Here is a 19,177-nt window from a genome sequence, read left to right as displayed (position 1 = left end):
GTTGGCAACCCGAGTGGCGACGGCGGCGGTCCAGTTGTCATGAGACCAACCGCTGCACGGCGTAGCTGCGCTTCCGCACATCCTCTGCCAAGGACTGGAGCCGGGATGCCTCTTCGCCGATGCTGGCCTTCGCCAGCTCGGCATAGTTCTTGCCAAGAGGAAGGATTACGAGGACTTGGTCCTCAGGATGGAGCTCTGCACGCTCCTGCAGGTAAGACAACAGGCCTGCCAAGCGATCGTGGGCGATAAACGCGCCGAATTCATCCAGTGCGATCAGTCGATTCAGGGGGCGTGGATCCTCGTCGTCCAGCACGCCCAGTTGTGCGCGCGTGTAGGCGAAGGCCTGCTCTCCGCTACTGAAGGCGGACAGCGGACGGGAGCGCTGTTGGTCGCCTTCCGACCAGAGGACTTCACCAGCGACGAGATCTACCCGAACTGGACCGGTGGCAAGCGGAAGTAGTTCATGACGAACGCGTTCGTTGTTGAACCACTCACTGAAGCGGCGACTGAGCCATCGCTGAAGTTCCTCAACATATTGCTCAGCTCGGATCTCATCGCCGCGAAGGTGCCGTGCGATGCCTCGAAGGGCAGCTTCGACAGCTGCCAGCTGGGCGCGGTGCGCGCCCAGACGATCAAGCACCTTATCGAGCCGCGCTGCGAGGCGATCAAGGAACTCTATTTGCTGTCGGATCGTCACGCTGGTAGATGGCACGGCGTGCGGCTCCAGGGCTGCGCGGAGCCACGCAAGCTCAGCAGATGATGAGACTGTTGCGCTCGCACGTCTAACGTCGGCTTCTACGCGCGCCGTATCCTTCCGCGCCGAGGCGAGCTTTTCGTGCGCCACAGCGAGTTCATCTTTCGTTTTCCGCGCAAATTCTTCGGCAGCGCGAAATTCGATGGTCAGCTCTGCTTCCGCCACGCTGGCTTCGCCCAGAATGGCGCGAAGTTGAGCAGATACCGCGGGTGCACTCGCGCCTTCACCAAGACTGCCGAGCTGCTGCGTCAGAGCCGCCCGCTCTGCTGCCAACCGCATAAGTTCTTCGTCACGTTCTCGGCGTTGACGCTCAACACGCTGCAGCTGTTGTGAAAGCTTCGGATCGCTTGCTTGCAGAGCAGCGTCTACACGTTTTTCGTTCGCACCTACTCGGCTATACAACTGCTTTACATCATCAAGGACGGTGAGAAGGTCCTCTGCACTCGCAAGGTCTCGTCGGGCAGTCAGAAGTTCCGTCGCCACCCGCTCTGCTTCTGGCGGAGGAGGTTGACCTTCGAGATAAGCCCGCCGGGTCTGCATTCCTGTTCGGGTCTCAGTCACATTCAGCTGAAGCCCTGTCTCTGGATCGTCGACAGCAACTTGGTCGCCGAGGCCCCTGCGCTCAGCGTCACCAAGCTGGTTCGCAACGGTGTCTAGCACCTGCCGCATCGCAGGGACCGAGTCCAGTGCTAACTGCGCCTGTATCAGCTCAGCAATACGCGCTCGGATGGATGTCCTGAGGTCATTTGCGGCCGACTCAGACGGCTCGATACCGAGGGGCGATGCCGCAGCCGAAGCGGTCGAAAGCGCCTGAGAGAGCTTCGCCTGATTCCGTTGCAGCGCCTTTCGCGCAAGTTCGAGCTCGTGTGATAACGACTCGGCTCCAGCCGCGCGACCTGCCAGCGCCGCGATCTGGCGTTGAAGTTGGTCGTGCGCCAACCGGACCTCGCTGATGTGCTCGTTGACCATCGCGAGCTGGCGCTCGAGGTTGGGCGACCGTGACTGTAGTTTTGCGAGGCGATCGCGCAGTTCCACGGCCTGCCGCAGTTGATTTCGCCGTTGCTGCGCTCGCTCCGCTTGCTCTGTCGCGTGTTGCAACTTAGCTTCGGCGTCGGATACTACAGCCGCCGCGCGCCGGTGACGATCCGCCGCATGCTCGCCAACATCGCTCACCCCAGCTTGAATTGCCTGCTCAAGGAAGGCCAACCGGCTTCGATCGCCCGTAGCGACGCGCCGTGCCCAGCGGCCAATCAGTTGTGCGTTCGCATCGGCCTGGTTGGCGAGCGTCTCGACGATCCCCTCGTCACCGGCAACACGGTAAACAGAGAAAAGTTGGCGAATACGGTCGAGATCGGCTGGCTCGCCGTCGACCGTGATGGCTCGGAACTGAATCGGCTGATCCCGCGGTTCGAGCCAGTCCCTTGTATCGCCGTCCCACACGATCTGGTGGGCGCCGTTTAGTTGAGTGATCTCAATCCTTATCGGGCCAAGGCCGTTGCAGAGACTGCCCCATGAGGCGGAACCCGCAGGATATGGAACCACACCAGTGCATGCTTGAAGCAGGCGGATAGCTAGTGTTTTCCCAATGCCGTTGAGGCCCTCAAGTGTCGCGAGGCGAGCCGACGGCAGCTCATGAAGAACATCAAGCGGGCCGATTGGATCAGCCTCAATCTTGATCAGCATCGCGTACCAGCCGAGTCAGATGCTCTGACGCTTTTGCTGAATCGCCTAGCTCAAGCTCGGCAAGGATCTGGAACAGCTCGACATCAGGGTCTCGCTTGCCCTTGCGCGCCCCTTCTAGGACCTCCCTCACTCGGTGAGTCTCGCTGTCAAGCGCAGCGGCATTTCGGCCATCACTCACTTGCAGCCTTCTTTCGTCGCTGAGCCGGTGCCAGTGCCGTGCTGTCTTGCCCCGTGCTACTCGACTTTGCAGCCGCACTAATAGCTTTGGAGGCGACGCGAGCGAATGGCTCGCATAACTCGAATCCGATCCCGGTCCGTCCGCCTCGGACAGCCTCGACGACCGCGCGGCCTGTTCCGCAGAACGGGTCAAGCAAGACGCCAGAAGGGGGGCATGAGCTTAGGATCCGGGGCCGAATTAACTGGGAAGGGAAGGTGGCTGAATGGCCGCTGCTGCCAGGTTCCGTCGGACAGGTCACCACGTCGAGGCCACCAGGCTCACAACTGTTCAAGTCGTAATAGTACTGAGGCCGACCAGCTTTCTGTTTCAAAACGAAATGAAACCAGTGCTCATGCGACAGCCGAAGGCGGTCTTTCTCCGGACGTGGAAGAACCTGCGGTTTGGCCCAGATCAAGTCGTTGCGGAGGATCCAGCCCGCGTCTTGCATAGCTATTGCGAACCGGGCTGGAATCATCAGGAGTTGCTTGTCATGCAAGTACCCGCCCGAAGGTGTCCGCCGCCGTCCTCTACTCGACGCGAGGCCTTGCCGACCCCCGTCACGGATGCTGCCCCAACGCGCGAAATAGGTGTCTCCAAGATTAACCCACATGCTCGCGGAGTCTTTCAGAACCGGGCGTGCTTTGTTGAAGAACTCGACAAGGTGGGCGACATACCAGGTCGGAAAGGGCTCGCGGCCGAGACGGCCGCCAGCCGACCGATACCAGTCGTAGTGCGGCACGCGGGTGTCCTCGCACCCGGTCGAACGCCACTGTTCAAGCACGCTCTCGTCATGTGCCATGCCGTAATCACGGAGCCCCCAGTACGGCGGCGATGTCGCGATGAGATCTACGCTGTGATCTTCGAGCTCTTCGATGAGGTCAAAGGCGTCCCCGGCCCGGATTGAGCTCATGCCGTTACAGCTTTGAGTGATTTTGAGCTGGCTATCACGATCGTGACGGTACACCAAGTGCGGCCGCACTTCCATGGAGGCCGACCTTCAGATGCAGGTTGTGTCTGATCGACGCGCCGCTTACCGATCCCTACAGCCGCCACCGATCCCTTGCGCTCTCGAAATAACGACGGAGGTCTTCGCGTCAACATCGCGGCGTCTGCCACAGCCGAAGCGGATGTCAAGATAGCAACATTTGCGCACTGGCTGGGACTCGGCCTTCGCTGACCGATGGGCCCACTAGGCTGAGCCGGCTCAGCGGTGGGCGTCCGGTGAAGCGGGGCCGGGCAGCCCAGCCGGCCGCACGACAAGGTCCGTGATCGTCCCGTCGGCCGGCAGGAAAAGCATCATCTCGATCACCCCAGCGACAGTGGACGGCTGCAGGTAGTCCGACTCCCGGTACTCCCCCGACTCGGCGTCCCGAACCCGGCGCTGCATCCCAGTGGCAGTACGACCGGGATAGATCGTAGAAACCCGTACCCCCGGCTCCTCCTGACGCAGCCCTTCGGCGTAGGCACGCAAGGCGAACTTCGAGGCCCCGTAGGAGGTCATCGGCGAGCGTGCGTTGAGCCCGGACCCGGAGTTTACGAACACCACGGTGCCACCCGCGGCCCGCAACGCCGGCAGCAGCAGCCGGGTCAGCTCGGCGGCCGCGGTGACGTTGACTGTGAACTGCTCCTCGAAATCCGCCGGCGAAGAGCCAGCCAGGGTGCCCGGCCGCACGATGCCGGCGCAGTGCACCACACCGTCCAGCTCGGCCAGGCCAGACAGCCACGGCGCCAGCGCCGGCTCCAGCGACTCCGGCGCAGCCAGGTCCGCGGTCACCACCTCAGCCAGTCCCAGCCCGGACAGATCCGAGCCAGGACGGGCAAGCCCGAACACCTGGTGTCCGGCAGCGAGCAACCTCTCAGACAACACCCGGCCGATCCCGCCGGAGACCCCGGTGATCAGATAACTCGACACAGGGCAGACCCTAGCGAGCCGCCCAGCACCTACAGCCGGCAACGCCAGGCCAAAGAGACAGCCGCTGAGGCACGGTAGGGTCTGAACTGATCCGAGCAACGGTTCATGGGCAGGTCGGCTCCGAGTTACAGCCATACGGTGCGGAGCCGGCGCCGCCAGGAGAAGGGATAGCTGCGGGTGACCGTCAACCACACCTCGACGCAGATGCCGCCGCCGGCATCGATCGGAACCCTGGTAGCCGAGGCGAGCTCCAGCTTCAGCACCCTGCTGCACGGCGAGATCGAGCTGGCCAAGCTCGAGATCAAGGACTCGGTCAAGAACGCCGGCACCGGCGCGGGCATGTTCGCCGCAGCGGCCGTGCTGGTCGTGTTCGGCCTCATCTTCGGCCTGATCGCCCTCGCCGAGGGCCTGGTGGCGCTGCACCTGTGGCGCTGGGTCGCCTACCTGATCGTCTTCATCCTGCTCCTCCTGCTGGCCGGCCTGTTCGGGTTCCTCGGCTACCGCAAGGTGAAGCGGGTCAAGGCGCCGCAGCAGACCATCGACACCACCAAGAGCACCGTGGCAGCCCTGCGCCAGGCGACCTCGCACCAGCCGAGCCACCGGGCCTGATCCCGCCCTTGACCAGACCTGACGAGTCGGTCGTCCTGATCGACGGGCCGTGGACGCACCGGACCATCCGGGCCAACGGCATCGCCCTGCATGTCGTCGAAGCCGGCACCGGACCGCTGGTGCTGCTGCTGCACGGGATGCCGACCTTCTGGTGGACGTGGTCCCGCCAGCTGATCGACCTCGCCGACGCCGGTTACCGCGCGGTAGCCGTGGACCTGCGTGGCTACGGGGCGTCCGACAAGCCGCCGCGCGGCTACGACGCCACCACCATGGCCGCCGACATCGCCCAGCTGGTGACCGCGCTCGGCGAGCAGGACGCGGTGATCGTGGGCACCGACGTGGGCGGCCTGCTCGCCTGGACGGTGGCCGCCCAGCACCCGCAGGTGGTCCGCCGGATCGCGGTGCTCGGCGCCGCCCACCCGCTGCGGTTGCGGCAGGCGGTGCTGTACAACAAGGCGCAGCGCAAAGCCTCGGCCTACGCGCTCGGCACGTTCCAGGTCCCCCGCCGCGGCGAGCGGCTGCTCACCCGTGATCCGGCCTATCTCCAGCGGCTGTTCGACACCTGGTCCGGGCCGAGCTGGCGCAGCGCACCCAGCTACCCGAGCATCATCGCCCGGTACGCCGAGGCGATGCGGATCCATCCGGTGGCGTACTGCTCGCTGGAGTTCTTCCGGTGGGCGGTCCGCTCACTGCCCCGGCCGGACGGACGCGCCTACGCCCGCTCGATGCAGCGGCCGATCATCACGCCCGTCCTGCAGCTGCACGGCAGCGTCGACGGCTGCGTGCTGCCGGCGACCGCGCAGGGATCCTCGCGGCACGTCTCGGCCGACTACGAGTGGCGGCTGCTGGCCGGGGTCGGGCACTTTCCGCAGCACGAGAGCCCGGAGCGGGTGTCCGACGAGCTCATCCGGTGGGCCAAACTCGGCTGAGCCGGTGGCAACCCGACCGAGCCGGTGGGCCAAACGCCGTGCCGAAGACGGTCAGCTACAGGCCCCGGTGCTGACCGATCGGGTGCGGTCGCGGCCGGCGTCGGCGGCGCCCGCAACCTCCGCGGCGGTCAGCACGAAAGCGGTGTCGGCCGAGTCCAGCGCGGACGCGAACACGATGCCCAGGATGGAACCATCAGTGCTGATCAGCGGCCCGCCGGAGTTGCCGGACCGGACCACCGACCTGATCGTGTAGATGTCGCGGTCGATCGAGATCTCGCCGTAGATGTCACGGCCGGAGATCCGCTCCCGGTCCCGGATCCGGGCCGGACGGACGTCGAACGGACCGTCCTCGGGATAGCCGAGCACGATGGCGTCCTGGCCGGACGTGGCGACGGTCGATGACAGCGGAACCGGCCGCAGGGTCAGGCCGGGCACCCACAGCACCGCGATGTCGCGTCCGGGATCGAACACGACGACGTAGGCGGGAAGCGCGCCGCGGCTGGTCTCGACCTTCACCTGGCTGGCGCCGGCCACCACGTGGGCGTTGGTCAGCACGCGTTCCGGGGCGTAGACGACGCTGGAGCCCTCGATGCCACGGTCACAGGACAGCGCCACCGCGCGCACCTTCAGCACCGAAGGCCGGACCGCGGCAACCGACGCCGACTGCAGCAAGGCCGGGTCCGCGGGTGGCACGTCCACGATCCGGGTCGGCTGCAGGGCGCCGAACACCTGCGGAAAGCCGCTGCGGTCGACGAACCGGCGCAGCGAGCCGTAGAGGTTGCGGATGCTGTCGGGCAACGTGTCGTCCACCGCCCGGATCGTCACCGAGCGGCGCACCTGCCCCGACAGCGTCGGAAACGGCGCGAACGCCAGCGGCAGCGCGACCATCCACGCCACCAGCAGCACCGCCAGCACCGAGAACAGCGCTCCGACCACCTGGTCCAGCCGGCGGGCCGGACGCCAGGTCACCTTGGAGCGCAGCCGGCCGCCCACCCAGACCGCGATCAGCTGGCCGAGCATCGCGAAGAACAGCACGCAGACGATCGCGACCGGCACCTGCGCGGCGCCGTCGGCCAGCATCCGGCCCAGCGGCTTGGCCAGTTGCGCGCCGCCCGCGGCGCCGCCGAAGAACCCGGCGAAGGACAGCCCGCCCAGCAAGGCCCCGTTGCGGAAGCCACCGACGGCATAGCAGAGCATCACCACCAGCAGGAACAGGTCGAGCAGGTCCGGCTTCACCGCTGGCGCGGACCTCCTCGCTCAGTAACTCTTGGGTCGATGGCGCTCAGGTCGGTAAGCACTCAGTCGGTAAGCACTCGGTCGGTAAGCACTCAGCCCGGCAGCGCTCAGGTCGGCAGCACGACAAGGGTGCCCGTCTGGCCCTGCGGGACATGGATGGTGCAGACGAATTTATACGTCCCAGGCGCGGGAGCGGTGAATTCCACCGATTTGGTCTGTCCCGCCGAGACCAGCGGCACGTAGTCGGCCGGGAAGTCCACCAGCGACCAGTCGTGCGGCGCGCCGGTGCCGACGTGCTTGAGGGTGATCCGGACCTTGCCGGGATGCACGGTGATGGTCGTGGGCGTGAACCGGTAATGCTGATCGGTGGTGATCACCACGTCCTGCACGCCGGCCGTCGCCGCGACGGTGGTCGAGCCGACGTGTGGCTCGCGATTGATCGCCGACTCGGTCTGGCAGCCGGCCAGCAACAGCGACACCGCCGCCACCACGACGGCGCGGGGTATGGAGGCAGGTCGGAGCGTCGGCACACCAGCGACCGTACCCGGCCTCGCTGTGCGAACCCGAGCGTGGCAGCGCTACTCCGGCAGCTGCCGGACCCGATCCCGGTCCCACGGCTGCTCCCAACCGGCCAGGCGCAACAACCGGTCCAGCAGGCCGGCGGTGAACCCCCAGACGAACAGGCCGTCCACCGCGAAGCCGGCCCCCCGATATCCGGACGGGTGCCACACTGTGAACCGGTTCGCCGGCAGCAGCAACTCGCTCAACGGCACCCGGTGCACGCTGGCGACCTCGGCCTCATCGACCACTCCGACCGGATGCGGGCTGTGCCAGTAGCCGAGCACCGGAGTGACCACGAAGCCGGACGGCGGCAGCCACAGCGCCGGAAGCTCGGCCAGCACGTCCACGGTGTCCGGCTGCAGCCCGACCTCCTCGGCTGCCTCGCGCAGCGCCGTGGCGGCGGCCGAGGCGTCCTGCGGGTCGGTGGCCCCGCCGGGGAAGGCGACCTGGCCGGCGTGGCTGCGCATGGTGGCCGAGCGCTGGATCAGCAGCACGTCGGCACTGTCAGGACCGCCGGCTGTCCCCGGCGAGGCGAACAGGATCAGGACCGCCGAGTGCCTGCCGCTGCCATCGCTGGGCGGGGCGAACCGGGACAGCTCGCTCGCCTGCGCGGAGCCGAGCGCCCGCAGCATCGGATGCAGCCAGTCAGGCGCCGTCAGGGCGGCATCGGACGCGGGGCCAGGCGGCCGGCTCACCCGGTGAGCTCGGGAGCCACCTGCGACGGGCTCTTGACGAGTTTGGCCGCCAGCACCGGGTCCCGCTCGCCGATGCCTGCCGACGGGCAGAGCCGGGAGATCGGGCAGACGCCGCACGCCGGCTTGCGGGCGTGGCACATCCGGCGGCCGTGCCAGATCACCCGGTGCGAGAGCATCGTCCACTCCTGGCGCGGGACCAGCGCCGCGACCTCGGCCTCGATCTTCACCGGATCGTCGCTGACCGTCCAGTGCCAGCGTTGCGCGAGCCGCAGGAAGTGGGTGTCGATCGTGATGCCCGGTATTCCGAAGGCGTTGCCGAGCACCACATTGGCGGTCTTGCGGCCGAAGCCGGGCAGCGTGACCAGCTCCTCGAGGCTGGCCGGCACCTGGCCGTCGTAGCGCTCGACGAGCTGCTGGCCGAGCTTGATCAGGGTGTTGGTCTTGGCGCGGAAGAAGCCGGTCGGGCGGATCATCTCCTCCAGCTCCTCCCGGACCGCGCCTGCGTAGGCGGCAGCGTCGGGATACTTGGCGAACAGGGCCGGCGTCACCTCGTTGACCTTCTTGTCCGTGCACTGGGCCGACAGGATGGTCGCGACCGACAGCTCCAGCGGGTTGCTGAAGTCCAGCTCGCAGTGCGCGTTCGGATAGAGCTCGGCCAGCTCCTTGTTGATCCGGCGTGCCCGCCTGGTGAGGGCGAGCGATGATTCCTGGCGTTCGGCCGCAGCCGCTGTAGTTCCCACGTCCGACAGCTTATTGGGGCACAATGACAACACGATGATCGGATTTCTGGTGTTGCTGTTTCCGGTGCTCCTGCTGATCTTCATGCTCGTCATGGAGCGCATCGAGGAGCCGCTCACCCGGGTCGCCCTCGAACGCGACGTCGAGGACTTCCTGGAGCACGCCAACCCCGACGAGCTCAACACCCTTGTCCGGGAAGGCCCGGTCAGCGCCATGTCGCGATTCCGCGCCCGGCTGCGGCGGCTCCGACGGGTCCGGCGCCAGTAGCCGGTGGCCGCGCCTCGAAGCCGGCTACCCAGGTCGCGGGTCGCGGACTCCGGAACGCGGCCACCCCTTACAATCCGGCCAGGAGGCGCGTGCCGAACGCGCAGCAACGAGAAGGAGCTGGCGTGGACGAAGTGCTCCGCAGGGCCGGATTGTTCCAGGGCGTCGATCCGGCGGATGTCGAGGCGCTGGGCAGCCAGTTCGAGATCTTCGACGCGCCCCGGGGCACCACCCTCTTCAATGAGGGCGAAGCCGGTGACAGCCTCTACATCGTGCTCACCGGCAAGGTGAAGCTCGGCCGCAAGTCCTCCGACGGGCGCGAGAACCTGGTGGCCGTGATGGGCCCGGCCGATCAGTTCGGCGAGCTCTCGCTGTTCGACCCGGGTCCCCGCACCGCCACCGCGGTGGTGGTCACCGACGCCCGGGTGGCCCGGTTGCCCAAGGCCGCGCTGACCGACTGGATCACCGAGCGTCCCCAGATCGCCCTGCAATTGCTGCGGGTGGTGGCTCGCCGGCTGCGCCGGACCAACACCATGCTCGCCGACCTGATCTTCGTCGACGTTCCGGGCCGGGTCGCCAAGCAGTTGCTCCAGCTGGCGCAGCGGTTCGGCTCGGTGGACGGCGGCCAGCTGCGGGTCACCCACGACCTCACCCAGGAGGAGCTGGCCCAGCTGGTCGGCGCGTCCAGGGAGACCGTGAACAAGGCGCTGGCCGACTTCGCCCAGCGCGGCTGGTTGCGGCTGGAGGGCAAGAGCGTGGTCATCCTCGACCGCGAGCGGCTGGCCCGCCGCGCCCGCTGAACCCCGCTCATCCCTGCCGTCCCGCCTGACCGCTGACGAGCCACGTTCGCTGACGAGCCGCGCCCGCTGACGAGCCGCGTCCGCTGACGAGCCACGCTCAGGACGCGGCTTCGCCCCGCAAGTAGGCCAGCTGCGCCTGGACGGACCACTCCGCGGCCGGCCACAGCGACCGGTCGACGTCGGCATACACCCGTCGCACCACGTCCATCGCGCTCAGGTCCGGCCCGCCGTCGGCCAGCGCCTGGCGGACCTGGTCCAGCCGCTGCTCCCGGTGCGCGAGGTAACCCCGGGCGGCCTCACCCGCGTCCGTCAGCTCCGGGCCGTGGCCGGGCAGCGCCGCGACCCCCTCCAGGCTGGCCAGCCGGCGCAGCGAGGTCAGGTAGTCGGCCAGCACGCCGTCCGGATGGGCCACCACCGTGCTGCCCCGGCCGAGGATGGTGTCGCCGGTCAGCACCGCGGCCGGCCCGCCCTCCCCCGGCTCGCCGGAGAGCAGGAAGCACAGCGAATCGGTGGTGTGGCCCGGAGTGGCCCACACCTCGATCCGCACCCCGGCCGCGTCGAGGACGGCTCCTTCGCCGACCCCTTGCGAGCCGTAGCGGTGCGCCGGGTCCAGCGCCAGCACCGGCGCCCCGGTGAGCTCGTGCAGCCGCTGGACGCCTTCGGAATGGTCGGGATGGCCATGGGTGAGCAGGATCAGCGGCACCGAGCCGGCAGCATCGAGGACGCTGGCCAGATGGGCCTCCTCGTCCGGCCCCGGATCCACCACGACGGCCTGCCGCCGGCTCGGGTCGTCGCGCAGCAGCCAGGTGTTGGTGCCGTCCAGGGTCATCACGGACGGGTTGGCGGCCAGCACCACCCCGGCCAGCGGGGTCACCTGGCGAAGCTGTTCGTACGCGAGGGTCATGACAGCTGCCTTCCCGATGCGCTGCGGAACGAGGCCGGCAGCGGCAGCAGCCGGCCGTCGCCGAGGTCGGCGCACCAGGTGCCCGATCCGTCCTTGCGGAAGGTCGGCTGGATCGGCCGCACCACCCGGGCCGCGGCCGACTCCAGCACCGCCGCCGCGGTCGGCATGGCGGCGAGCTCGCGCAGGCCCACCACGGTGGGCGGCAGCATCGGCCGCTCGTCGCGCTCGTACTCGGCCAGCGCCTCGGCGGGGGAGATCCAGTCGGCGTGGGAGGCCTCGCCGGTGAGCGCGGCGGCCGTCGCCTCGGCCGGCACCGCGGCCACGAAGAAGTAGGTGTCATACCGGCGCGGCTCGGCCTCGGGGGTGATCCAGCGCGCCCAGGGCCGCAGCGTCTCCAGCGGCAACGGCACGCCGGTCTCCTCCAGCAGCTCCCGGGCGGCTGCCCGCATCAACACCGCGGCATGCTCGACGGTGGTGCTGAACTGCTCGGCGACCGCCTCGACGGTGGCCGGGACCGGCCCGCTGGCATCGACCGGATCGACCCCGCCGCCGGGAAACACCGACATGCCCGGCGCGAAGGCCATCTTCGGCACCCGGCGCAGCAGCCAGGTCTGCAGCCCGTCCGGGCCGTCCCGCAGCAGCAGCACGGTGGTGGCCTCACGTACGGCGGGCCGGGTGCTGCCCGGTCCCGTCACGGCTAGCGAACCTCGACGATCAGCTCGACCTCGACCGGCGCGTCCATGGGCAGCACCGCCACCCCGACCGCGGAGCGGGCGTGCGCGCCGGCGTCGCCGAACACCTCGCCCAGCAGGTTCGACGCGCCGTTGACGACAGCCGGCTGGCCGGTGAAGCCGGGACTGGAGGCCACGAAACCGACCACCTTCACCACCCGGACGACGGAATCGATGCCGACCAGGGCATGCACGGCGGCGAGGGCGTTCAGGGCGCAGACCCGGGCGAAGTGCGTGGCGTCCTCGGGCAGCACCTCGGCGCCGACCTTGCCGGCAGCCGGCAGCGCGCCGTCGACCATGGGCAGCTGGCCGGAGGTGTACACGAGCTGGCCGGTGCGGACCGCCGGGACGTAGCTGGCCAGTGGGGCGACGACCGCCGGGAGCTCGATCCCCAGCTCGGCCAGCCGCTGCGATGCGGTGGAGTTCATAGCGCGCAACCTACCCTCTCGAGGTTTGTAGGCTGGGTTTGTGGCTACCGCTGACCGAACGCCCCGCCTGCACATCGTGACCGGCAAGGGCGGCACCGGCAAGACCACGGTCGCCGGCGCGCTGGCGCTGGCGCTGGCCAGCCAGGCCCAGCGGGTGCTGCTGGTGGAGGTCGAGGGCCGGCAGGGCCTGGCGCAGCTGTTCGACACGCCACCGCTGCCCTACGCCGAGACCCGGCTGGCCGTGGCCGGCGGGGGCGAGGTCGCCGGCCTGGCGGTCGATGCCGAGGCCGCGATGCTGGAGTACCTGGAGATGTTCTATTCGATCAAGCGGGCCGGTTCGATCCTGCGCAAGATGGGCGCCATCGACTTCGTGACCACCATCGCGCCTGGCCTGCGCGACGTGCTGCTCACCGGCAAGGTGAAGGAGGCGGTGACCCGCACCGACCGCACCGGCCGGCCGAGCCTGGACGCGGTGGTGCTGGACGCGCCGCCCACCGGCCGGATCACCCAGTTCCTGCAGGTCACGAACGAGGTAGCCGGGCTTGCCAAGGTGGGCCCGATCCACCGGCAGAGCCAGGGCGTGATCGACCTGCTGCACTCGGACCTGACCCGGGTGCACATCGTGACGTTGCCGGAGGAGATGCCGGTGCAGGAGACCCTGGACGCGGCGGCCGAGCTGAGGGCGGCCGGCTACCGGCTGGGCCGGCTGCTGGTGAACCGGACCCGGCCGGCGTGGGTGTCGGCTGGCCGGCCCAACCCGGCGCTGCTGGCGCGGGGGCTGACGGCAGCGGGCCTGGACCCCGCGCTGGCTCCGGCGCTGGCCGATGAGGTTCGCGACTACGGCCGGCGCCAGGACGTCCAGGCCCGCGCCGAAGCGGATCTGGAGCAGGCCGGCGTGCCGATCATCCGGCTGCCGGAGCTGCCACCGCCGCTGGACCTGGGCAGCCTGTTCGAGCTCGCCGACGCCCTCGACGTCCCGGCGTGGGCGGCATGAGCCCGCGCGCCGGGGCGCCGGTGCTCGACATCGACACGCTGCTCAAGGACCCGGACCTGAAGGTGCTGGTGACCTGCGGCAGCGGCGGGGTGGGCAAGACCACCACGGCCGCCGCGCTGGCATTGCGCGCTGCCGAGCAGGGCCGCCGGGTGGTCGTGCTGACCATCGACCCGGCCCGCCGGCTGGCGCAGGCGCTGGGGCTGACCGAGCTCGACAACACCCCGCGGCTGGTGGCCGGCATCGGCAGCTCAAGCGGTTCAGGCGGCTCCGGCGGCGCGCTGCTGGCCATGATGCTGGACATGAAGCGCACCTTCGACGAGGTCGTCAGCGCGAACACCACCGCCGCCAAGGCGGAGCAGATCTTCGCCAATCCCTTCTACCAGTCGCTGTCGGCCTCCTTCGCCGGCACCCAGGAATACATGGCCATGGAGAAGCTCTCCCAGCTGCGGGCCCAGCTCGTCGAGCACGGGGACTGGGACCTGATCGTGGTCGACACCCCGCCCTCGCGCTCGGCGCTGGACTTCCTGGATGCGCCACAACGGCTGGGACGGTTCCTGGACGGCCGGATGATCAGGCTGCTCACCGCGCCTGCCCGGGCCGGTGGCAAGGCCTATCTGAAGATGGTGTCGGCGTCGTTCTCGATGTTCACCAAGGTGCTCAACAAGATTCTGGGCAACGACCTGCTGCTCAATGTCTCGGCGTTCGTGTCCTCGCTGGAGACGATGTTCGGCGGCTTCCGGGAACGGGCCGAGCAGACCTACCGATTGCTCAAGGCTCCTGGCACCGCTTTCATCGTGGTGTCCTCGCCGGAGCCGGACGCCCTGCGCGAGGCGTCCTTCTTCGTCGAGCGGCTGCAGCAGGAGCAGATGCCGCTGGCGGGCCTGGTGCTCAACCGGATGCGGGTCACCGGGGTGCCGCTGAGCGCGGCGCGGGCGGCCGAGGCGGCCGAGCGGCTGGCCGAGTTGCCCGACCAGAGCGCGGCGGTGCGCCTGACGGCGACGGCGTTGCTGGCCCATGCCGAGACGGCGGAAGCGGCCCGGCACGACCGGTCGATGGTGTCGCGGTTCGGCGCGGCGCATCCTGCGGTGGCTCAGCAGCAGGTGCCCGCGCTGCCCACCGACGTGCACGACCTCCAGAGCCTGCGGGCCATCGGCAACGCGCTGGCCGGGACGCCGGACTAGGGCGTCGGACCCAGGGGAACGGCAGGTCGCTAGCGGACCCGCATGGCGACCGGCGGGATCGCGCCGAAGTCCCCGGATCGCTGCACCGACTGGAAGAACGCCCGCCACGAGCCGACATCGGGCCGGCGGCGCAGCAGGGTGCGGCGTTCGCGCTCGGTCATCCCGCCCCAGACGCCGAACTCGGCCCTGCTGTCCAGGGCGTCGGCGAGGCAGTCCACCCGTACCGGGCAACCCATGCAGATCGTCTTGGCCTTGTGTTGCGCGGCGCCGACGACGAACAGCGTTTCCGGGTCGACATCTCGGCAAGCCCCGCGCGATGCCCAGTCCGGATCGCCGGTGACCCTGGGCCGCTCGGTCAAACGCGATGCGCTCATGCATACCCCGCTCTAAAACTTCACACGAACAAGATGTCGACTTCACCCCGGACGGTAGGTGATCACCAACCGATTGGGCAAGAGTCTGATATGAAGTTGCAGCTTTTCCCAGTGAGTACTGGTAAAAGCGCAATGTCACGATGTAATGGATAGGCCACCGCCAGTGATCAACAGCCGCCTTGAGAAGACAATCGGCAGTGTTCCAGCCAACCTAAACACTGCTAAGGATGGAAAAACCGGACCTCATTCCTGGCTCGCGTAGGCTTAGCCCTCATGGCACGAGCATCCGGGCTGGTAGTCCTGTCGAAACTGGGCAGGTTGATAGCGCTCCTGGTCGTCGTCGGCGTACTCGCGGCGGGTTTCCTGCTGCCCTACATCGGCGGGCTGGGACTGGCCGCCAAGGCCGGCTCCGACAAGTTCCTCGGCACCCAGTGCAACCTCACCGAAGAGCCGGTGCAGCAGCGCACCACCATCTACGCCAATGACGGCAAGACCGTGATCGCCACGCTGTTCGACCAGAACCGTCAGGTCGTGCCGCTGTCGCGGATTCCGAAAGCCGTGACAAATGCTCTCATCTCGACTGAGGACCGGCGTTTCTACTCCCACCACGGAGTAGACATGCGCGGGTTGGTCCGCGGCGCGCTGAAGACCACCAACGGTGACACCCAGGGCGCGTCGACGCTGACCGAGCAGTACGTCAAGCAGGTGCGCTACTACCAGGCGACGACCGACGCCGACCGGGCTGCCGCGATCGACCAGAACATCGACCGCAAGATCCTCGACGCCCAGTGCGCGTTGAAGATCGAGCAAGAGAGCACCAAGCCCGAGATCCTGGAGAAGTACCTCAACATCGCCTCGTTCGGCGAGAACTCCTACGGCATCGCGACCGCCGCGCAGACCTTCTTCGGCGTCGACGTCGGCAAGCTGACCGTGCCGCAGGCCGCCCTCCTGGTGGGCCTGGTCAAGGCGCCCACCGACCTGGACCCGTTCTACCACCCGCAGGCGGCCCGGGACCGGCGCGACCTGGTCATCCGAAACATGGCCAGCGAGGGCTACATCTCCGAGGCCGAGGCGATCCGGGCGAAGGCGAGCCCGCTTCGGCTGGCGCCGAAGGCGCCGGTGCCGCGCGGCTGCTCGTTCGCCAACCCCGCGATCAAGAACGCCGGCTTCTTCTGCGACTACGTCACCGACTGGCTGTCCAGGGTCGGTGGCCTGACCGAGTTGAAGGTGAACACCAGCGGTCTCAAGATCGTCACCACCCTGGACGTCCAGCTGCAGAACCGGGGCCAGGACGCGATCTGGAAGAAGAGCGGTCTGGACCCGGCGCGCGGCCGCGGCTACCTGCTGGCGATGCCGTCGATCGAGCCCAGCACGGGCGCGGTCACCTCGATGATCAGCGACGTCCGGTACGGCGTGAAGAAGGGCAACAGCGGCTACTCGGTGGACAAGCTGTTCACCAAGGCCTACGCCGGCGCCGGCTCGACGTACAAGTACTTCACCGCGCTCGCCGCGCTCAAGGCCGGCGTGCCGCCCAGCTACACGCTGACCACCTCCAACAACGAGTGGAAGACCAAGAACTGCCCGCTGCAGGACGACAACAAGCCCTACGTCGCGCACAACGCGGCGAGCTACCCCTCCACGATGGCGCTGGACCGCGCGCTGCCGGCCTCGTCCAACACCTACTTCGTGGCGATGGAGGACCAGCTCTTCGGCTGCGACATATCGCCGATCGTCAACACCGCCACGGGCCTGGGCATGAACTACCTCAACGGCCCGCAGGTGGACTCCGACGGCAAGCCGACCGGCCGGACCATCGCCCAGTCGATCATCGGCAGCCGCCAGCCCACCTTCACCCTGGGCCAGGACTCGACGTCGGTGCTGGAGCTGACCGGGGCGTTCGGGGCGCTGGCCAACGACGGGGTGTTCTGCCCGCCGACGCCGGTCAAGTCGGTCATCGACAGCACCGGCAAGCCGGTCCCGCTCAAGGCCCGCCCCGGGTGCAGCCGGCAGTTCACCCCCTACGTGGCCCGCACGCTGGTCAACATCATGACCAATGACACCAAGAGCAGCTACGGCACCGCGAGCCGGTTCTTCTACGACTGGTACGCCGACGGCGGCAGCGAGGTGGCGGGCAAGACCGGCACCAACAACAGCAGCAAGTACGACCCGGTGAAGAAGAAGATCGTCGACGACGAGGGCAACTCGGCGCTGTGGTTCGTCGGGATCACGCCCGACCTGGTGTCCACGGCTGCCCTGGTGAATCCGGAGCGTCCGACCCGGCGGATCTCCGGGGTGCCCGGCATCACCGAGAACAACGACGGCACCGACACCTTCGGCGCGGCGACGTCGAAATTCTGGAAGTTGGCCTACGGCTCCACCCTGTTGGACAAGGACTGGGAGTGGCCGACGGTGGAGTCGACGCCGGGCAACCCGGTTCCGTCGGTCACCGGGATGAGCCAGGGCGACGCGATCAGGTACCTGGCGTCGCAGGGCTTCGTCGGCAAGCCGCTGCCGGTGCCGTGCGGCAGCCGGGAGCAGCCGGGCGACGTGGCGTTCTACTCGCCCAAGATCGCCGAGCCGGGCGCCACGATCTCGCTCTGCATCTCCACCGGGGTGGCACCGGATGTCTACGTGCCGCCGGTGTACACCTACGTGCCGCGACCCTGGAGCCCACCGGCTTCGAACACTCGGAGCAACTCGCCGGAGCCCACCTCGTCGGCGCCCCAGCCCAGCTCGCCGCCGAGCCAGACTGCCAGCAAGCCCAAGCCGAGCAACAAGCCCACCAAGCCGCGCTGACGCTCCTGCCTGCGGGTCAGGAGGTGAGCTGGCGGCGCACCTCGTCCGACACCCGCTTGCCGTCGGCCCGGCCCGCCACGCGCGGGGTCAGCAGCTTCATCACCAGCCCCATCTGGCGTGGCTCGGCAGCGCCGGACTCCCGCACCGCATCGGCCACCAGCGCGGACAGCTCGGCGTCGGAGAGCTGGCTCGGCAGGTAGCGGTTCAGTACCGCCTGCTCGTCGAGCTCGCGGCTGGCCTGCTCGGCGCGCCCGGCCGCTCCGAACGCCTCGGCAGCCTCGCGGCGCTTCTTGGCCTCCCGGCCGATCACCTTCAGCACCTCCTCGTCGGAGAGCTCGCGAGCGCTGGAGCCGGAGACCTCCTCGGTGCTGACGGCGGTCAGCAGCATGCGCAGGGTCGCGGTGCTGAGCTCGTCACGGGTCTTCATCGCCGCGGTGAGGTCGGATTTCAGCTGTGCCTTGAGCTGGGTCATGTCCGTAAGGCTAGTTGCGGCTCGCCCGTAGGCTGATCGGCATGTCCGCATTGCGCCGCAGCCTCGTCGCCACCGTGGTGGCCGGCGCCGCGACCGCCGGCTACGGCGGGCTGGTCGAGCGCAACCTGTTCACGCTGCGCCGGTTCGCGGCGCCGGTGCTCGATCCGGGGAGCCCCGCGCTGCGGGTGCTGCACATCTCCGACCTGCACCTGACGGCGGCGCAGCAGCGCAAGCAGGCCTGGGTGGCGCAGCTGGCCAGGTTGCAGCCGGACTTCGTGGTCAACACCGGCGACACCAACTCCGACCCTGAGGGCATTCCTGCGGTCCTGCGGGCGCTGGGGCCGCTGTTCGACTTCCCGGGCGCGTTCGTGCCCGGCAACAACGACTACTACGTGCCGCAGCTGAAGAACCCCGCCAGGTACTTCCTGCCGAACAAGGTCGGCAACCTGCAGGGCCGGCGGCGGATGCCCTGGGACCAGTTGGCGGCGGCGATGGCGCTGCGGGGCTGGCTCGACCTGACCCACGTCCGGATGACGGTGCAGGTGGCCGGCCTGCCGGTGGCCGTGGCCGGCACCGACGACCCGCACCTGCGGCGAGCCCGGTACGACCGGATCGCCGGGCCGGCTGACCCGGCCGCCGTGGTGCGGATCGGGGTCACCCACTCCCCCGAGCCGGCGATGCTGGACTCGTTCGCCGGCGACGGTTATGACCTGGTGCTGGCCGGGCACACCCACGGCGGCCAGATCCGGGTGCCGTTCGGGCCCGCGATCGTCACCAACTGCGGCATCGACGTGCGCCGGGCCCGTTGGCTGCACCGTTGGGACGACCGGATGTGGTTCAACGTCTGCGCGGGGCTGGGCACCAACCCGTACATGCCGATCCGGATCGCCTGCCGGCCC

Annotated in this window: 20 protein-coding genes; 8 read left to right on the top strand and 12 right to left on the bottom strand. The window is 68.6% G+C overall.

Annotation, left to right across the window (positions count from 1 at the left end; all coding sequences use genetic code 11):
• Window positions 1-37: 37 nt before the first annotated feature.
• The 3 genes from VF612_RS03830 to VF612_RS03820 form a co-directional block, all read right to left on the bottom strand.
• On the bottom strand, window positions 38-2,437 hold the full coding sequence (locus tag VF612_RS03830) for a hypothetical protein (RefSeq protein WP_408658523.1): 2,400 nt from the start codon (window positions 2,435-2,437) through the stop codon (window positions 38-40).
• A gap of 170 nt (window positions 2,438-2,607) precedes the next feature.
• A complete protein-coding gene (locus VF612_RS03825) occupies window positions 2,608-3,639 on the bottom strand; it encodes a DNA-methyltransferase (protein WP_408658522.1) in 1,032 nt (343 codons plus the stop codon).
• A gap of 219 nt (window positions 3,640-3,858) precedes the next feature.
• Entirely contained in the window at window positions 3,859-4,566 is a 708-nt protein-coding gene (locus tag VF612_RS03820; protein ID WP_408658521.1) for an SDR family oxidoreductase, read from the bottom strand.
• 177 nt (window positions 4,567-4,743) lie between these two features.
• Here VF612_RS03820 and VF612_RS03815 point away from each other — a divergent pair, with 177 nt between their 5' ends.
• Together VF612_RS03815 and VF612_RS03810 are read left to right on the top strand one after the other, a co-directional pair.
• A complete protein-coding gene (locus VF612_RS03815) occupies window positions 4,744-5,175 on the top strand; it encodes a phage holin family protein (protein WP_408658520.1) in 432 nt (143 codons plus the stop codon).
• Between the two features lie 8 nt (window positions 5,176-5,183).
• Window positions 5,184-6,104 carry an alpha/beta fold hydrolase gene (locus VF612_RS03810; RefSeq protein ID WP_408658519.1) on the top strand — a complete coding sequence of 307 codons (921 nt, stop codon included), beginning with the start codon at window positions 5,184-5,186 and terminating at the stop codon, window positions 6,102-6,104.
• Window positions 6,105-6,155: 51 nt separating this feature from the next.
• On the opposite strand, the gene VF612_RS03805 is transcribed toward VF612_RS03810, so the two are convergent.
• From VF612_RS03805 to nth, 4 genes are all read right to left on the bottom strand, one after another.
• The gene (locus tag VF612_RS03805) at window positions 6,156-7,340 is read right to left on the bottom strand and encodes a MarP family serine protease (RefSeq protein WP_408658518.1); all 1,185 of its coding nucleotides are present in this window, start codon (window positions 7,338-7,340) and stop codon (window positions 6,156-6,158) included.
• A gap of 107 nt (window positions 7,341-7,447) precedes the next feature.
• Window positions 7,448-7,870 (bottom strand): cupredoxin domain-containing protein, encoded by a 423-nt coding sequence (locus VF612_RS03800; protein WP_408658517.1) that lies wholly within the window; start codon window positions 7,868-7,870, stop codon window positions 7,448-7,450.
• Window positions 7,871-7,918: 48 nt separating this feature from the next.
• Window positions 7,919-8,533, bottom strand: coding sequence for an NUDIX hydrolase (locus tag VF612_RS03795; RefSeq protein ID WP_408658542.1), 615 nt, complete (start codon window positions 8,531-8,533; stop codon window positions 7,919-7,921).
• Window positions 8,534-8,592: 59 nt separating this feature from the next.
• A complete protein-coding gene (gene nth, locus VF612_RS03790) occupies window positions 8,593-9,366 on the bottom strand; it encodes an endonuclease III (protein WP_408658541.1) in 774 nt (257 codons plus the stop codon).
• Between the two features lie 4 nt (window positions 9,367-9,370).
• Between nth and VF612_RS03785 the strand changes: the two genes are divergently transcribed.
• Both VF612_RS03785 and VF612_RS03780 read left to right on the top strand, forming a co-directional pair.
• On the top strand, window positions 9,371-9,601 hold the full coding sequence (locus VF612_RS03785; RefSeq protein WP_408658516.1) for a hypothetical protein: 231 nt from the start codon (window positions 9,371-9,373) through the stop codon (window positions 9,599-9,601).
• A 122-nt stretch (window positions 9,602-9,723) separates the two neighbouring features.
• Window positions 9,724-10,398 carry a Crp/Fnr family transcriptional regulator gene (locus tag VF612_RS03780; RefSeq protein WP_408658515.1) on the top strand — a complete coding sequence of 225 codons (675 nt, stop codon included), beginning with the start codon at window positions 9,724-9,726 and terminating at the stop codon, window positions 10,396-10,398.
• A 97-nt stretch (window positions 10,399-10,495) separates the two neighbouring features.
• Here VF612_RS03780 and VF612_RS03775 read toward each other — a convergent pair whose 3' ends face one another.
• The 3 genes from VF612_RS03775 to VF612_RS03765 are packed head-to-tail and all read right to left on the bottom strand — an operon-like array spanning window position 10,496 to window position 12,461.
• The gene (locus tag VF612_RS03775) at window positions 10,496-11,302 is read right to left on the bottom strand and encodes an MBL fold metallo-hydrolase (RefSeq protein ID WP_408658514.1); all 807 of its coding nucleotides are present in this window, start codon (window positions 11,300-11,302) and stop codon (window positions 10,496-10,498) included.
• Window positions 11,299-11,997, bottom strand: coding sequence for an NUDIX hydrolase (locus VF612_RS03770; protein WP_408658513.1), 699 nt, complete (start codon window positions 11,995-11,997; stop codon window positions 11,299-11,301). The genes VF612_RS03775 and VF612_RS03770 overlap by 4 nt, the downstream gene beginning before the upstream one ends.
• Window positions 11,998-11,999: 2 nt before the next feature.
• Entirely contained in the window at window positions 12,000-12,461 is a 462-nt protein-coding gene (locus VF612_RS03765; RefSeq protein ID WP_408658512.1) for a RidA family protein, read from the bottom strand.
• Between the two features lie 40 nt (window positions 12,462-12,501).
• On the opposite strand from VF612_RS03765, the gene VF612_RS03760 reads away from it, so the two are divergent.
• Together VF612_RS03760 and VF612_RS03755 are read left to right on the top strand one after the other, a co-directional pair.
• Window positions 12,502-13,455: an ArsA-related P-loop ATPase gene (locus VF612_RS03760; protein WP_408658511.1), complete on the top strand. Its 954-nt coding sequence runs from the start codon at window positions 12,502-12,504 to the stop codon at window positions 13,453-13,455.
• Entirely contained in the window at window positions 13,452-14,636 is a 1,185-nt protein-coding gene (locus VF612_RS03755; RefSeq protein ID WP_408658510.1) for an ArsA family ATPase, read from the top strand. The genes VF612_RS03760 and VF612_RS03755 overlap by 4 nt, the downstream gene beginning before the upstream one ends.
• Before the next feature lie 29 nt (window positions 14,637-14,665).
• Here VF612_RS03755 and VF612_RS03750 read toward each other — a convergent pair whose 3' ends face one another.
• The gene (locus VF612_RS03750) at window positions 14,666-15,010 is read right to left on the bottom strand and encodes a WhiB family transcriptional regulator (RefSeq protein WP_408658509.1); all 345 of its coding nucleotides are present in this window, start codon (window positions 15,008-15,010) and stop codon (window positions 14,666-14,668) included.
• A gap of 273 nt (window positions 15,011-15,283) precedes the next feature.
• Between VF612_RS03750 and VF612_RS03745 the strand changes: the two genes are divergently transcribed.
• Window positions 15,284-17,806, top strand: coding sequence for a penicillin-binding protein (locus tag VF612_RS03745; RefSeq protein WP_408658508.1), 2,523 nt, complete (start codon window positions 15,284-15,286; stop codon window positions 17,804-17,806).
• Window positions 17,807-17,822: 16 nt separating this feature from the next.
• Here VF612_RS03745 and VF612_RS03740 read toward each other — a convergent pair whose 3' ends face one another.
• Window positions 17,823-18,278 carry a GatB/YqeY domain-containing protein gene (locus tag VF612_RS03740; RefSeq protein ID WP_408658507.1) on the bottom strand — a complete coding sequence of 152 codons (456 nt, stop codon included), beginning with the start codon at window positions 18,276-18,278 and terminating at the stop codon, window positions 17,823-17,825.
• 41 nt (window positions 18,279-18,319) lie between these two features.
• On the opposite strand from VF612_RS03740, the gene VF612_RS03735 reads away from it, so the two are divergent.
• On the top strand, window positions 18,320-19,177 hold an 858-nt coding region (locus tag VF612_RS03735; protein ID WP_408658506.1), incomplete at its 3' end, for a metallophosphoesterase.

This window comes from Jatrophihabitans sp. (assembly GCF_036388195.1).
Taxonomy (GTDB): Bacteria; Actinomycetota; Actinomycetes; order Mycobacteriales; family Jatrophihabitantaceae; genus Jatrophihabitans_A.
This window is presented reverse-complemented; position numbering and strand designations above follow the sequence as displayed.

Coding starts and splice junctions, on each gene's coding strand:
- VF612_RS03830 (WP_408658523.1), bottom strand. CDS start 2,437: ATGCTGATCAAGATTGAGGCTGATCCAATCGGCCCGCTTGATGTTCTT.
- VF612_RS03825 (WP_408658522.1), bottom strand. CDS start 3,639: ATGGAAGTGCGGCCGCACTTGGTGTACCGTCACGATCGTGATAGCCAG.
- VF612_RS03795 (WP_408658542.1), bottom strand. CDS start 8,533: ATGCTGCGGGCGCTCGGCTCCGCGCAGGCGAGCGAGCTGTCCCGGTTC.
- VF612_RS03785 (WP_408658516.1), top strand. CDS start 9,371: ATGATCGGATTTCTGGTGTTGCTGTTTCCGGTGCTCCTGCTGATCTTC.
- VF612_RS03775 (WP_408658514.1), bottom strand. CDS start 11,302: ATGACCCTCGCGTACGAACAGCTTCGCCAGGTGACCCCGCTGGCCGGG.
- VF612_RS03765 (WP_408658512.1), bottom strand. CDS start 12,461: ATGAACTCCACCGCATCGCAGCGGCTGGCCGAGCTGGGGATCGAGCTC.
- VF612_RS03755 (WP_408658510.1), top strand. CDS start 13,452: ATGAGCCCGCGCGCCGGGGCGCCGGTGCTCGACATCGACACGCTGCTC.
- VF612_RS03750 (WP_408658509.1), bottom strand. CDS start 15,010: ATGAGCGCATCGCGTTTGACCGAGCGGCCCAGGGTCACCGGCGATCCG.
- VF612_RS03745 (WP_408658508.1), top strand. CDS start 15,284: ATGGCACGAGCATCCGGGCTGGTAGTCCTGTCGAAACTGGGCAGGTTG.
- VF612_RS03740 (WP_408658507.1), bottom strand. CDS start 18,278: ATGACCCAGCTCAAGGCACAGCTGAAATCCGACCTCACCGCGGCGATG.